We start from the raw sequence: 12,774 nt of genomic DNA, 5'->3' as shown, positions 1-12,774 counted from the left end.
CGGTGATTTTGTAGCCCCGGTAAGCGTAGCGTCACCGGGGAAAGTTTACACGATTAACCGATTGTCATCAGGCTGGCGTTACCGCCTGCCGCCGCGGTGTTGACGCTGAGCGAGCGCTCCACGTACAGACGCTCCAGCAGCAGGTTGGTTTCCCCGCGCGCAAAGCCCTGCACGGAAACGATGGCACCGCTGCGGGCCGCAACCTGCTCACACAGTTCGCGCAGCTGGTCGGAATCACCGTGGTAGATCACCGCGTCAAACGGCTGGGTCAGCAGGGCATCGGCCTTCGCAAAGCGAATGCGAGCCGAGACCGCTTTTGGCAACTGTTTGGCGAGGTCGCGATGCAGCGCATCTTCCGGCCACAGCACCTCACAGCCCGTTGCTGTAGCGGCTGCCAGCTGCACCAGCGCATCCTGCTCGTCATCCGCCATGCACAGCACACGCTCGCGCGGCATCAGCGTCCAGGTGTTGCGCTCACCGGTTGGACCCGGCAGCAGACGCTGTGTTCCCGCCTGTGCCAGTTCGCCGTACTGCCGGGCGACGGCACGCAGTTCAGGACGTTTTTCCGCCCAGGCGATCAGCGCCTCCAGCGGCTGGGTCAGCACGGTTTTCACCTGCGTATCCACCGGATAGTGTGCGTCCTGACGCGCCAGGGTCACGCCCAGGGCGTTCTCCGGACGGTTAGCCAGCAGACGGTACAGGTAGAGCGGGCCACCCGCTTTCGGACCGGTGCCGGAGAGGCCTTCACCGCCGAACGGCTGCACGCCCACGACTGCGCCGACCATATTACGGTTGACGTACAGGTTGCCGACTTTAGCATTGCCGGTCACCTGGGCAATGGTTTCGTCGATACGAGTATGTACACCGAGCGTCAGGCCGTAACCCGAGGCGTTGATCTGATCGATCAGCTCGTTGAGGTTGTTACGGTTGTAGCGCACAACGTGCAGTACCGGGCCGAAGACCTCTTTTTTCAGCTCGTCGAAGCTTGCCAGCTCAATCAGCGTTGGCGGCACGAAGGTGCCGGTCTGCCACTCGCGGGCATCTTCACTGTTCTCACGCACCGCCTGGAACACCGGACGGCCTTTGGCACGCATGGCCTGAATGTGGTTTTCGATGTTGGCTTTGGCTTCCGCGTCGATCACCGGCCCGATATCGGTGGTGAGACGGCCCGGGTTGCCCATGCGGCATTCCGCCATCGCACCGCGCAGCATCTTCAGCGTGTGGTCAGCCACGTCATCCTGTAAGCACAGCACGCGCAGGGCGGAACAGCGTTGACCCGCGCTGTCGAAGGCAGAGGCCAGCACGTCAACGACGACCTGCTCAGTGAGCGCGGAGGAGTCCACGATCATGGCGTTCATGCCGCCGGTTTCAGCGATCAGCGGCGTTGGACGGCCCTGCGCATCCAGACGGGTGGCGATGTTGCGTTGCAGCAGGGAGGCTACTTCGGTCGAACCGGTAAACATCACGCCGCGCACGCGGTTATCGGAGGTCAGTTTGGCACCCACCGTTTCACCGCGCCCCGGCAACAGCTGCACCACGCCCGCCGGTACGCCCGCTTCCAGCAGAATGTTGATGCCCTGAGCGGCAATCAGCGGAGTCTGCTCTGCCGGTTTTGCCAGCACGCTGTTGCCTGCGGCAAGGGCCGCGGCAATCTGGCCGGTGAAGATTGCCAGCGGGAAGTTCCACGGGCTGATACAGACCACCGGGCCGAGCGGACGGTGCGTTTCGTTGTCGAAATCATCGCGCACCTGACCGGCGTAGTAGTGCAGGAAGTCGACCGCCTCGCGCACTTCGGCGATGGCGTTGCTGAAGGTTTTACCCGCTTCACGCACCAGAATGCCGATAAGCTGCTGCATCTGATCTTCCATCAGCACCGCCGCGCGTTCCAGAATGGCGGCACGCTCCTGCGGCGGGGTGGCAAACCAGATTGGCGCGTTGTTCACCGCGCTCTCCAAAGCCTGATCCACTTCCGCTTCTGTGGCTTCGCGCACGTAGCCGACGATATCCTTCGGCTCTGCCGGGTTGATCACCGGCTGCATTTCACCGTCTTCAACGGACTGCTCAAGGATCGGTTTGGCCTGCCACTTCTGCAATGCGCTGTTAAGCAGGGCAGAAGAGAGCGACGCCAGACGGTGTTCGTTGGCGAGATCCAGACCCGCCGAGTTGACGCGGCCTGCACCATACAGCTCGCGCGGCAGGGCAATCTTCGGATGCGGCAGACCAATCTGGCCTTCCTGCGCCGCCATCTTCTCTACGGCCTGTACCGGATCGGCCACCAGTTCGTCCAGCGGCAGGGTGGTATCGGCGATGCGGTTAACGAAGGAGGTGTTCGCCCCGTTCTCCAGCAGACGACGCACCAGGTAGGCCAGCAGGGTTTCGTGAGTACCTACCGGGGCATAAATACGGCACGGACGGTTCAGCTTGCCGTCGGCCACTTTACCGGTCACCTGCTCGTACAGCGGTTCACCCATGCCATGCAGACACTGGAACTCGTACTGGCCCGGATAGTAGTTCTGACCCGCCAGGCTGTAGATCGCCGCCAGGGTGTGGGCGTTGTGGGTGGCGAACTGCGGATAAATCAGGTTCGGCACGCCGAGCAGTTTTTTCGCGCAGGCGAGGTAAGAGACGTCGGTGTAGACCTTGCGGGTATAGACCGGATAGCCTTCCAGTCCTTCCATCTGGGCGCGTTTGATTTCGCTGTCCCAGTAGGCACCCTTCACCAGACGGATCATCAGGCGGCGACGGCTGCGGCTGGCCAGGTCAATCAGGTAGTCAATGACGAACGGGCAGCGTTTCTGGTAGGCCTGGATAACGAAACCAATCCCGTTCCAGCCCGCCAGCTCCGGCTCGAAGCACAGTTTTTCCAGCAGATCGAGGGAGATCTCCAGACGATCCGCCTCTTCGGCGTCGATGTTGAGGCCGATGTCATACTGGCGCGCCAGCAGGGTCAGGGACTTCAGGCGCGGGTAGAGTTCTTCCATCACCCGGTCGTACTGCGCGCGGCTGTAGCGCGGGTGCAGGGCGGAAAGCTTGATAGAGATGCCTGGCCCTTCATAAATACCGCGACCGTTGGACGCTTTACCGATGGCGTGGATCGCCTGCTGGTAAGAGACCATGTAGGCCTGCGCGTCGGCGGCGGTCAGCGCCGCTTCGCCCAGCATATCGTAGGAGTAGCGGAAGCCTTTGTCTTCCAGCTTGCGGGCGTTCGCCAGCGCTTCGGCAATGGTTTCCCCGGTGACGAACTGCTCGCCCATCAGGCGCATCGCCATGTCCACACCCTTGCGGATCAGCGGCTCGCCGCTCTTGCCGATAATACGGTTCAGGGAGCGCGACAGGTTGGCTTCGTTATGGGTGGAGACCAGCTTGCCAGTAAACAGCAGGCCCCAGGTGGCGGCGTTCACAAACAGGGACGGGCTGCGGCCAATGTGGGAGTGCCAGTTGCCGTTGCTGATTTTGTCGCGGATCAGGGCATCGCGGGTGGCTTTATCTGGGATACGCAGCAGCGCTTCCGCCAGACACATCAGCGCCACGCCTTCCTGCGAGGAGAGGGAGAACTCCTGCAACAGACCCTGCACCATACCGGCGCGTCCGCTGGCGGTTTTCTGATTACGCAGCTTGTCGGCGAGCTGATACGCCAGGCTGTGCGCCTGAGCGGCAACGGCTTCCGGCAGGCGCGCCTGCTCCAGCAGCATCGGCACGGCGTCGGTTTCGGCACGGCGATAGGCGCCGGTAATGGCGGCGCGGCTGACGGACTGCGGCAGGATCTGCTCGGCAAATTCCAGGAACGGCTGGTGGTTCTCATCAGCGGCCGTCGCGGCCTCTTCGCCTTCGTTCGCAGCGCCCGCCAGCAGGGCAGGCAGCTCCGGCAGACCTTCTTCACTCTCCAGTCTTTCCAGATAGTTAAAAATCGCCTGCTTGATTAACCAGTGCGGCGTGCGGTCGATACGGGTCGCAGCGGTTTTAATCCGTTCGCGGGTAGCGTCATCCAGCTTAACCCCCATGGTGGTCATCCCCATGCCAAAACTCCTGTTGTTCTGTAATAGCGTTCTGTTGATAGCGTGAAATATCCACCATGTTGCAACTTTGTGCAACCGTGTTAAATGTGACCTGGTCTGCAAGCTGGAAAATGAATGGATTGTTAACGATTAGTTAGCTGTGAAAAAGAACGCGCGGCGGTTTCTGAGCCCAGTTTTTATGCGGTGCTTAACATTTTTTAAAGGTGCAACCCATAAAAGCGTGAGCGAGTGCAACCTATAGGAAAGACGTATAAAACCAGGGATGAAATTCATGTAAATGCAGTGTTAAATCGTTTGTCAGTGGGATGCGTATACGGCAGGATAGCGCGCCCAACGGAAACACATACACACATCACTACGTTCCGGTGATGACATAACAAGGCAGCCCGGACGGCTGTCGCTCGACATTTTGGAGAATTTGAATGGCTATTAGCACACCGATGCTGGTGACATTTCTCGTTTATATTTTTGGCATGATCCTGATAGGGTTTTTGGCATGGCGGTCCACTAAAAACTTTGACGACTACATCCTCGGCGGGCGCAGCTTAGGCCCGATGGTCACCGCGCTCTCAGCGGGCGCTTCCGACATGAGTGGCTGGCTGCTGATGGGGCTGCCGGGCGCGATTTTCATCTCCGGTATCTCCGAAAGCTGGATCGCCATCGGCCTGACCGTTGGCGCATGGATCAACTGGAAGCTGGTAGCAGGCCGTCTGCGTGTGCATACCGAAGCCAACAACAACGCCCTGACGCTGCCGGATTACTTCACCGGACGCTTTGAAGATAACAGCCGCATATTGCGTATTATCTCTGCGGTGGTGATCCTGCTGTTCTTCACCATCTACTGTGCCTCCGGCATTGTGGCGGGCGCGCGCCTGTTCGAAAGCACCTTCGGCATGAGCTATGAAACGGCGCTGTGGGCCGGTGCGGCCGCGACCATCCTCTATACCTTCGTGGGCGGATTCCTGGCGGTAAGCTGGACCGATACCGTGCAGGCGAGTCTGATGATTTTCGCCCTGATCCTGACCCCGATAATTGTGATTTTTACCGTCGGCGGCTTTGGCGAATCGCTGGAAGTGATCAAGCAGAAGAGCATCGAAAACGTCGATATGCTGAAAGGGCTGAACTTCGTGGCCATCGTCTCCCTGATGGGCTGGGGCCTGGGCTACTTCGGTCAGCCGCACATTCTGGCGCGCTTTATGGCGGCGGATTCTCACCACACCATCGTTCACGCGCGTCGCATCAGCATGACGTGGATGATCCTGTGTCTGGCGGGGGCGTGCGCGGTCGGTTTCTTCGGTATCGCCTACTTCAACAACAACCCGGCGCAGGCGGGCGCGGTGAACCAGAACGCCGAGCGCGTGTTCATCGAGCTGGCGCAGATCCTGTTCAACCCGTGGATTGCCGGTATCCTGCTCTCCGCGATCCTGGCGGCAGTCATGTCCACCCTGAGCTGTCAGCTGCTGGTGTGCTCCAGTGCCATCACCGAAGACCTCTACAAAGCGTTCCTGCGTAAGGGCGCGAGCCAGAAAGAGTTAGTGTGGGTAGGGCGTTTTATGGTGCTGCTGGTGGCGCTGGTGGCGATTGCGCTGGCGGCTAACCCGGAAAACCGCGTGCTGGGGCTGGTGAGCTACGCGTGGGCGGGCTTTGGCGCCGCATTTGGTCCGGTGGTGCTGTTCTCCGTTCTGTGGTCACGCATGACCCGCAACGGCGCGCTGGCGGGGATGATCATCGGTGCGGTTACCGTTATCGTCTGGAAACAGTTCGCGTGGCTGGGCCTGTACGAAATTATCCCGGGCTTCATCTTCGGCAGCCTCGGTATTGTGGTGTTTAGCCTGCTGGGTAAAGCGCCGTCTGCATCTATGCAGAAGCGCTTTGCGGAAGCGGATGCGCATTACCACTCAGCGCCGCCGTCTAAGCTCCAGGCTGAGTAATTTCCCCCTCACCCTAACCCTCTCCCCGGTGGGGAGAGGGGATAGTCCTTTCACCTATGTGAGTCTTCATCAATGAGAATTAAAACAGGGCTAATGGTGGCAGCATTCGTAATGCTGGCGGGCTGTAACGCACCCGCGCAGCATGCGGCGGTGGAAACCTGCAAAGCAGAAAATCAGATGCAGCAAACCACGCTCTATTTCGGCTTAAACCGTCCTGCCGGGGCGCAAATTACAGGCAACGAATGGCAGCAGTTTGTCGACCAGGACGTGACGCCGCGCTTTCGCGATGGCTTAACGGTGTTTGATGCCCGTGGTCAGTGGCTGGGTAACGACGGCAAGGTGGCGCGCGAGCCGAGCAAGGCGCTGATGCTGATCCACGGCAAAGACGCGCAGAGCGAGAAAAACATTGAGGCTTTACGCGGTATTTATAAATCCCGCTTCGCACAGGAGTCGGTGATGCGGGTCGACCAGCCGGTGTGCGTACAGTTTTAATAAAAAACGGCGGGAAATCCCGCCGTTGTTGTATCGTAGGCCCGTGTAAGCGAAGCGCCGCCGGGCATTAACCGCACAAAACTTACAACACCAACCCCGCAAAGCTCGCCGACAGCAAACTCACCAGCGTTGCCCCGTACACCAGGCGTAAACCAAACCGCGACACCACATTACCCTGTTGCTCGTTCAGGCCTTTTATTGCCCCCGCCACAATACCAATGGAGGCAAAGTTAGCGAACGACACCAGGAACACTGACAAAATCCCCAGTCCGCGCGGTGACATTTGGTGGGCTATTTTTTGCAGCTCGATCATCGCCACAAATTCATTCGCCACCAGTTTGGTTGCCATAATACTGCCCGCGCTTAAGGCATCGCTCAGCGGAATACCAATAAGCCACGCCAGCGGATAAAACACGTAACCCAGAATCTGCTGGAAGCTCAGGCCAAATACGCTGGAGAAGAGGGCATTAACGGCGCTAATAAGGGCGATAAAGCCTATCAGCATCGCCAGAATAATCATCGCCACCTTAAAACCGGCCAGAATATATTCGCCCAGCATTTCAAAGAAGCTCTGGGATTCATGCAGCTTTTCCAGTTTGATATCGGGTTCGGCTTCCGGGCGGGCCGGGTTAATGACCGAAAGGATAATAAAGGTGCTGAACATGTTCAGGATCAGTGCCGCGACGACAAATCTGGCGTCGAGCATGGTCATATAGGCACCGACAATCGACAGCGAAACCGTCGACATCGCCGTTGCAGCCATCGTAAACAGGCGGCGTGAGGAGAGATCGCCCAACACGCCCTTGTAGGCAATGAAGTTTTCAGACTGACCGAGTATCAGTGAGCTCACCGCGTTAAAGGATTCCAGCTTGCCCATGCCGTTCAGTTTTGACAGCAGCGTCCCGATAACCCGAATAAAGATCGGCAGAATACGCCAGTGCTGCAGAATACCAATCAGCGCCGAGATAAAAATAATGGGGCAGAGCACGCCAAGGAAAATGAACGCCAGCCCTTTTTCACCCATCCCGCCAAAGACAAAATTCGTCCCTTCGGCAGCGAATTTAAGCAGTGATTCAAAGAAACCGGAGACATGTTTAATAATGAAGAGGCCGCTTTCTGCATGCAGAAAAAAGAATGCCAGCGCGATTTCAATCACGATCAGCTGTAAAACGAAACGAATGCGAATTTTTCGGCGGTCGAAACTCACCAGCCAGGCAAGCGCAAGAATAATCACCAGCGCCAGCAGGAAATGGACAATTTTAAACATGGTTTATTTTCAGTTGGTTTTCGAGGCGGACATTTAGCCACAGCCCCGGTTAACCGTAAATGGGCATTTTCGTTATACCTTATAAACGCAACGGTTACTCAGGCAATTATTATTCCGCAATGCGTTTACATCTGGTCATCAAAACTCCACATATTTCGCTTGTTTTTCTTGTAGCCGTAATGATAATCACTATCACAAGAATTTACCTTTCTTTGCATCAGTTGACCGCGATAAACATTTAAGGTGTCTGCATGTTTGTTCCTTTTCTCATTATGTTACGTGAAGGCCTTGAAGCGGCCCTGATTGTTAGCCTTATCGCCAGTTATCTGAAGCGCACCCATCGTGGACGCTGGATCGGCGTGATGTGGGTTGGCGTCTTCCTGGCCGCGGCGCTTTGCCTGGGGCTGGGTATTCTTATCAACGAAACCACCGGAGAATTTCCTCAGAAAGAGCAAGAGCTTTTTGAAGGCATTGTTGCCGTAATAGCGGTGGTGATCCTCACCTGGATGGTGTTCTGGATGCGCAAGGTCTCCCGTAACGTGAAGGTACAGCTGGAGCAGGCGGTGGATAACGCCCTGCAAAAAGGCAACCAACACGGCTGGGCGCTGATCATGATGGTTTTTTTCGCCGTGGCGCGTGAAGGCCTGGAGTCAGTGTTCTTCCTGCTCGCGGCTTTTCAGCAGGACGTGGGCATCTGGCCGCCGCTGGGCGCGATGCTTGGGTTGGCCACGGCGGTTGTGCTTGGCTTCCTGCTCTACTGGGGCGGCATTCGTCTTAACCTGGGCGCGTTCTTCAAGTGGACCAGCCTGTTTATTTTGCTGGTGGCCGCGGGGCTGGCGGCAGGGGCGATCCGCGCCTTCCATGAAGCGGGCCTGTGGAACCACTTCCAGGACGTGGCGTTTGATCTTAGTAACGTTCTCTCCACCCACTCACTGACCGGCACGCTCCTTGAAGGTATCTTCGGCTATCAGGAAACGCCGAGCGTCAGCGAGGTGGCGATGTACTTTATCTATCTTATTCCGGCGCTGGTGCTGTTCTTCATGCCATCGCGCCCCAGCGCTCAGCCGTCGCGTACTGCGCCGTGAAGCGCTTTGTTTAGTTACAACATACTTTAAAGGGAAGAGACATGGCTATTCAATTCCGTCGTAGCGCGTTACAGGTTGGTGTGGCAGCGCTGTTCGCGTCTGCCTTCGCCGCTCAGGCAGCAGATATTCCGCAGGTAAAAGTCACCGTCAACGATAAACAGTGCGAGCCGATGACTATCACGGTTAACAGCGGTAAAACCCAGTTTATTATTCAGAACCACAGCCAGAAGGCGCTGGAGTGGGAGATCCTGAAAGGCGTGATGGTGGTAGAAGAGCGTGAAAATATCGCGCCTGGCTTCAGCCAGAAAATGACCGCTAATCTTCAGCCGGGGGAATATGACATGACCTGCGGCCTGCTGACTAACCCGAAAGGTAAGCTGATCGTCAAAGGCGCAGCGACGGCGGACGCGGCCAAAGGTACCGCGCTGCTGAGCCTCGGCGACGCCATTACCGCCTATAAAGCCTACGTCACCAAAGAGACGGCTGACCTGGTGGCAGGCACCAAAGCCTTTACCGACGCGGTGAAAGCGGGCGATATCGAAAAAGCGAAATCCCTGTATGCGCCTACACGTCAGCACTACGAGCGCATCGAGCCGATTGCCGAGCTGTTCTCTGACCTCGATGGCAGCATTGACGCCCGCGAAGATGACTACGAGCAGAAGGCCGCCGATCCGAAATTCACCGGCTTCCACCGCCTGGAAAAAGCCCTGTTTGGCGATAGCTCCACCAAAGGGATGGAGAAATACGCCGATCAGCTCAACAGCGACGTGCTGGAGCTGCAAAAACGCATCAGCGAGCTGGCCTTCCCGCCGTCGAAAGTGGTGGGTGGTGCTGCGGGTCTGATTGAAGAAGTGGCCGCGAGCAAAATCAGCGGCGAAGAAGATCGCTACAGCCACACCGACCTGTGGGACTTCCAGGCAAACGTCGACGGCGCACAGAAAATTGTCGATCTGCTGCGGCCTCAGCTGCAAAAAGAGAACGGCGAACTGCTGGCGAAAGTGGATGCCAACTTTAAGAAAGTTGACGCCATCCTGGCGAAATACCGTACCAAAGACGGGTTCGAAACCTACGACAAGCTGACCGATGCTGACCGTAACGCGCTGAAAGGCCCGATTACGACGCTGGCGGAAGATCTCTCCCTGCTGCGTGGCGTTCTGGGTCTGGACTAAGCGATGAATAAGCATGATGAGTACGACGTGGCGGAACCTTCCCGACGTCGGTTGTTAAAAGGGGTAGGGGCGCTGGGCGGCGCGTTTGCCCTGGCGGGCGGCTGTCCGGTGGCGCATGCGGCAAAACCACAAAGCGCCCCCGGCACGCTCTCCCCGGATGCGCGTATGGAAACGCAGCCATTTTATGGTGAGCACCAGGCAGGAATCCTGACGCCGCAGCAGGCCTCGATGATGCTGGTAGCTTTCGATTCGCTGGCGAGTGATAAGGCTGACCTTGAGCGTCTGTTCAGGCTGCTGACCACGCGCATTGCCTTCCTTACGGCGGGCGGTCCGGCACCGGAAACACCGAATCCGCGCCTGCCGCCGATGGATTCCGGGATCCTCGGGGCGTTTATCGCTCCCGATAATCTGACCATCACCGTGTCGGTGGGGGAATCGCTGTTTGATGATCGCTACGGTCTGGCGAAGCAGAAGCCGAAAGCGCTGCAAAAAATGACGCGATTCCCGAATGACTCTCTCGACGCGGCGTTGTGCCACGGCGATCTGCTGTTGCAGATCTGCGCCAATACCCAGGATACGGTGATCCACGCCCTGCGCGATATCATCAAGCACACTCCGGATCTGCTCAGCGTGCGCTGGAAGCGGGAAGGTTTTATCTCTGACCACGCCGCGCGCAGTAAAGGGAAAGAGACGCCGGTCAACCTGCTGGGCTTCAAAGACGGTACCGCCAACCCGGACAGCAGCAATACCGTGTTGATGAAAAACGTGGTCTGGGTGACGGCGGATCAGGGCGAACCGGCCTGGGCGGTGGGTGGCAGCTATCAGGCGGTGCGTATCATTCAGTTCCACGTGGAGTTCTGGGACCGCACGCCGCTGAAAGAGCAGCAGACGATCTTCGGCCGCGATAAGCAAACCGGCGCACCGCTCGGCATGAAGCACGAGCACGATGAACCCGACTACGCCCGCGATCCGAACGGAGATGTCATCGCGCTGGACAGCCATATTCGTCTCGCCAATCCTCGCACCAAAGAGACCCAGTCCAGCCTGATGATGCGCAGGGGCTACAGCTACTCGTTGGGGGTGACCAATTCCGGTCAGCTTGATATGGGACTGCTGTTTGTCTGCTATCAGCACGATCTGGAGAAAGGGTTCCTCACCGTGCAGAAGCGGCTCAACGGCGAAGCGCTGGAGGAGTACATCAAGCCCATCGGCGGCGGCTATTTCTTTGCCCTGCCCGGCGCGCGTGACGCGAAGACCTGGCTCGCTCAGGGTCTGATAGAAGCCTGATAATCGTCCCTGCGACAGTTCGCGGGGACATTATTTTTCCATATGACTATCTTGTTGTTATATTTCTGTAATATTCATATATGAGACTGATTCCGCTGCAGGAGCAGTCTTAAAGGTTGCATCTAGGTAAAATAAATGTTGCATTTATGATAATTCCTGATGTACTTAAGATAAGACAGCGGTAGTTCCCGGCAGTGATATTGACTCACTATGGAGATCGCGAATGGTTGCGTCCTGTACTGGACAAGGTAAACACATCAACCGCAGCACCCGGCGCGGAGGCTCAGACTCCGGCAGCGATTTCCTCACCACAAAATTCTCCCCTCCACCTCTAAATACGATTTCTACCGACGTGCATAACGGTGCGCGTAGCCGTTCTGTATCGTCATCCGGTAATGCAAGCAATGGCTTACAAGGAAGCCAACCCTCTGATGTTCGTGCGCATAATCGTGCCGATGCTGGCGCGTGTGATGAATACCAACAACTCAAGGTGCTATCCATGGGAAGACAGAAAGCAGTGATCAAAGCTCGTCGCGAAGCAAAACGTGTGCTGAGACGGGATTCACGTAGCCATAAACAGCGTGAAGAAGAATCGGTCACCTCGCTTGTGCAGATGAGCGGCGTAGAATCCATTGGCATGGCGCGGGACAGCCGCGATGCATCGCCAATAGTGGCGCGGAATGAAGCTCAGGCGCACTACCTGAATGCTATCGAGAGTAAACAGCTCATCTTTGCAACCGGGGAAGCCGGATGCGGGAAAACCTGGATCAGTGCCGCCAAAGCGGCGGAGGCGCTGATTCATAAGGACGTGGAAAGGATCATCGTTACCCGTCCGGTACTGCAAGCGGATGAAGATCTGGGCTTCCTGCCTGGCGATATTTCTGAGAAGTTTGCCCCGTACTTCAGGCCCGTCTATGACGTGCTGGTGAAGCGGTTGGGCGCTTCCTTTATGCAGTACTGCCTGCGACCAGAGATTGGCAAGGTGGAAATCGCGCCGTTCGCCTATATGCGCGGACGTACATTTGAAAATGCGGTCGTTATTCTTGACGAGGCTCAGAACGTGACCGCTGCGCAAATGAAGATGTTTTTAACGCGCCTCGGGGAGAACGTGACGGTTATCGTCAACGGCGATATTACCCAGTGTGACCTGCCGTCGGGCGTGAAGTCTGGCCTGAGCGATGCTATGTCACGTTTTGAGGAAGATGAGATGATAGGGGTGGTCCGCTTCACAAAAGAGGACTGCGTCCGCTCAGCGCTGTGTCAACGAACGCTGGAAGTGTACTCCGACTAAGATCATTTCACATTTTAAGTCATTTCTTCCCGGCGTCATGCCGGGAAGCTTCTTTTATTCCCTCTGTTCGCATGGCTTTTTTTTAATCATATTTATTTCCTATAGCATTCAACGGGATTTACGCACCGTTTTTCGGTAATAATAATATTGCTGTTAATTTGCTGCGAACGCTTTTTATACAGGTCGCAAAAATGTGATATGTATTTACAATACCCACAAAATACCTGTAAATATAA

General features: G+C 56.9%; 8 protein-coding genes. 6 read left to right on the top strand and 2 right to left on the bottom strand.

Features of this window, described 5'->3' with window-relative positions:
- Positions 1-53 precede the first annotated feature (53 nt).
- Positions 54-4,016 carry a trifunctional transcriptional regulator/proline dehydrogenase/L-glutamate gamma-semialdehyde dehydrogenase gene (putA, locus tag SK51_RS18595; protein ID WP_023305839.1) on the bottom strand — a complete coding sequence of 1,321 codons (3,963 nt, stop codon included), beginning with the start codon at positions 4,014-4,016 and terminating at the stop codon, positions 54-56.
- 422 nt (positions 4,017-4,438) lie between these two features.
- Here putA and putP point away from each other — a divergent pair, with 422 nt between their 5' ends.
- Positions 4,439-5,947 (top strand): sodium/proline symporter PutP, encoded by a 1,509-nt coding sequence (putP, locus tag SK51_RS18590; RefSeq protein ID WP_022647686.1) that lies wholly within the window; start codon positions 4,439-4,441, stop codon positions 5,945-5,947.
- Positions 5,948-6,019: 72 nt separating this feature from the next.
- Positions 6,020-6,439: a DUF3574 domain-containing protein gene (locus SK51_RS18585; RefSeq protein WP_023305840.1), complete on the top strand. Its 420-nt coding sequence runs from the start codon at positions 6,020-6,022 to the stop codon at positions 6,437-6,439.
- Positions 6,440-6,521: 82 nt separating this feature from the next.
- On the opposite strand, the gene SK51_RS18580 is transcribed toward SK51_RS18585, so the two are convergent.
- Positions 6,522-7,706, bottom strand: a complete 1,185-nt coding sequence (locus SK51_RS18580; protein WP_023305841.1) for a NupC/NupG family nucleoside CNT transporter — start codon at positions 7,704-7,706, stop codon at positions 6,522-6,524.
- A 251-nt stretch (positions 7,707-7,957) separates the two neighbouring features.
- On the opposite strand from SK51_RS18580, the gene efeU reads away from it, so the two are divergent.
- The 4 genes from efeU (at position 7,958) to phoH (ending at position 12,538) form a co-directional block, all read left to right on the top strand.
- Positions 7,958-8,791: an iron uptake transporter permease EfeU gene (efeU, locus tag SK51_RS18575; RefSeq protein WP_023305842.1), complete on the top strand. Its 834-nt coding sequence runs from the start codon at positions 7,958-7,960 to the stop codon at positions 8,789-8,791.
- A gap of 41 nt (positions 8,792-8,832) precedes the next feature.
- Positions 8,833-9,960, top strand: a complete 1,128-nt coding sequence (efeO, locus tag SK51_RS18570; RefSeq protein ID WP_022647690.1) for an iron uptake system protein EfeO — start codon at positions 8,833-8,835, stop codon at positions 9,958-9,960.
- Positions 9,961-9,963: 3 nt separating this feature from the next.
- Complete coding sequence (efeB, locus tag SK51_RS18565; protein ID WP_023305843.1) at positions 9,964-11,247, top strand: iron uptake transporter deferrochelatase/peroxidase subunit; 1,284 nt, start codon at positions 9,964-9,966, stop codon at positions 11,245-11,247.
- Positions 11,248-11,746: 499 nt separating this feature from the next.
- The gene (gene phoH / locus SK51_RS18560; protein ID WP_017384762.1) at positions 11,747-12,538 is read left to right on the top strand and encodes a phosphate starvation-inducible protein PhoH; all 792 of its coding nucleotides are present in this window, start codon (positions 11,747-11,749) and stop codon (positions 12,536-12,538) included.
- The last annotated feature ends 236 nt before the right edge of the window (positions 12,539-12,774 follow it).

Source organism: Enterobacter sp. MGH85 (assembly GCF_001037655.1).
Taxonomy (GTDB): Bacteria; Pseudomonadota; Gammaproteobacteria; order Enterobacterales; family Enterobacteriaceae; genus Enterobacter; species Enterobacter intestinihominis.
This window is presented reverse-complemented; position numbering and strand designations above follow the sequence as displayed.

Excerpts from the sequence above, each read along its gene's own strand:
- putA (WP_023305839.1), bottom strand. The coding sequence starts at position 4,016 with ATGGGGATGACCACCATGGGGGTTAAGCTGGATGACGCTACCCGCGAA.
- putP (WP_022647686.1), top strand. The coding sequence starts at position 4,439 with ATGGCTATTAGCACACCGATGCTGGTGACATTTCTCGTTTATATTTTT.
- SK51_RS18585 (WP_023305840.1), top strand. The coding sequence starts at position 6,020 with ATGAGAATTAAAACAGGGCTAATGGTGGCAGCATTCGTAATGCTGGCG.
- SK51_RS18580 (WP_023305841.1), bottom strand. The coding sequence starts at position 7,706 with ATGTTTAAAATTGTCCATTTCCTGCTGGCGCTGGTGATTATTCTTGCG.
- efeU (WP_023305842.1), top strand. The coding sequence starts at position 7,958 with ATGTTTGTTCCTTTTCTCATTATGTTACGTGAAGGCCTTGAAGCGGCC.
- efeO (WP_022647690.1), top strand. The coding sequence starts at position 8,833 with ATGGCTATTCAATTCCGTCGTAGCGCGTTACAGGTTGGTGTGGCAGCG.
- efeB (WP_023305843.1), top strand. The coding sequence starts at position 9,964 with ATGAATAAGCATGATGAGTACGACGTGGCGGAACCTTCCCGACGTCGG.
- phoH (WP_017384762.1), top strand. The coding sequence starts at position 11,747 with ATGGGAAGACAGAAAGCAGTGATCAAAGCTCGTCGCGAAGCAAAACGT.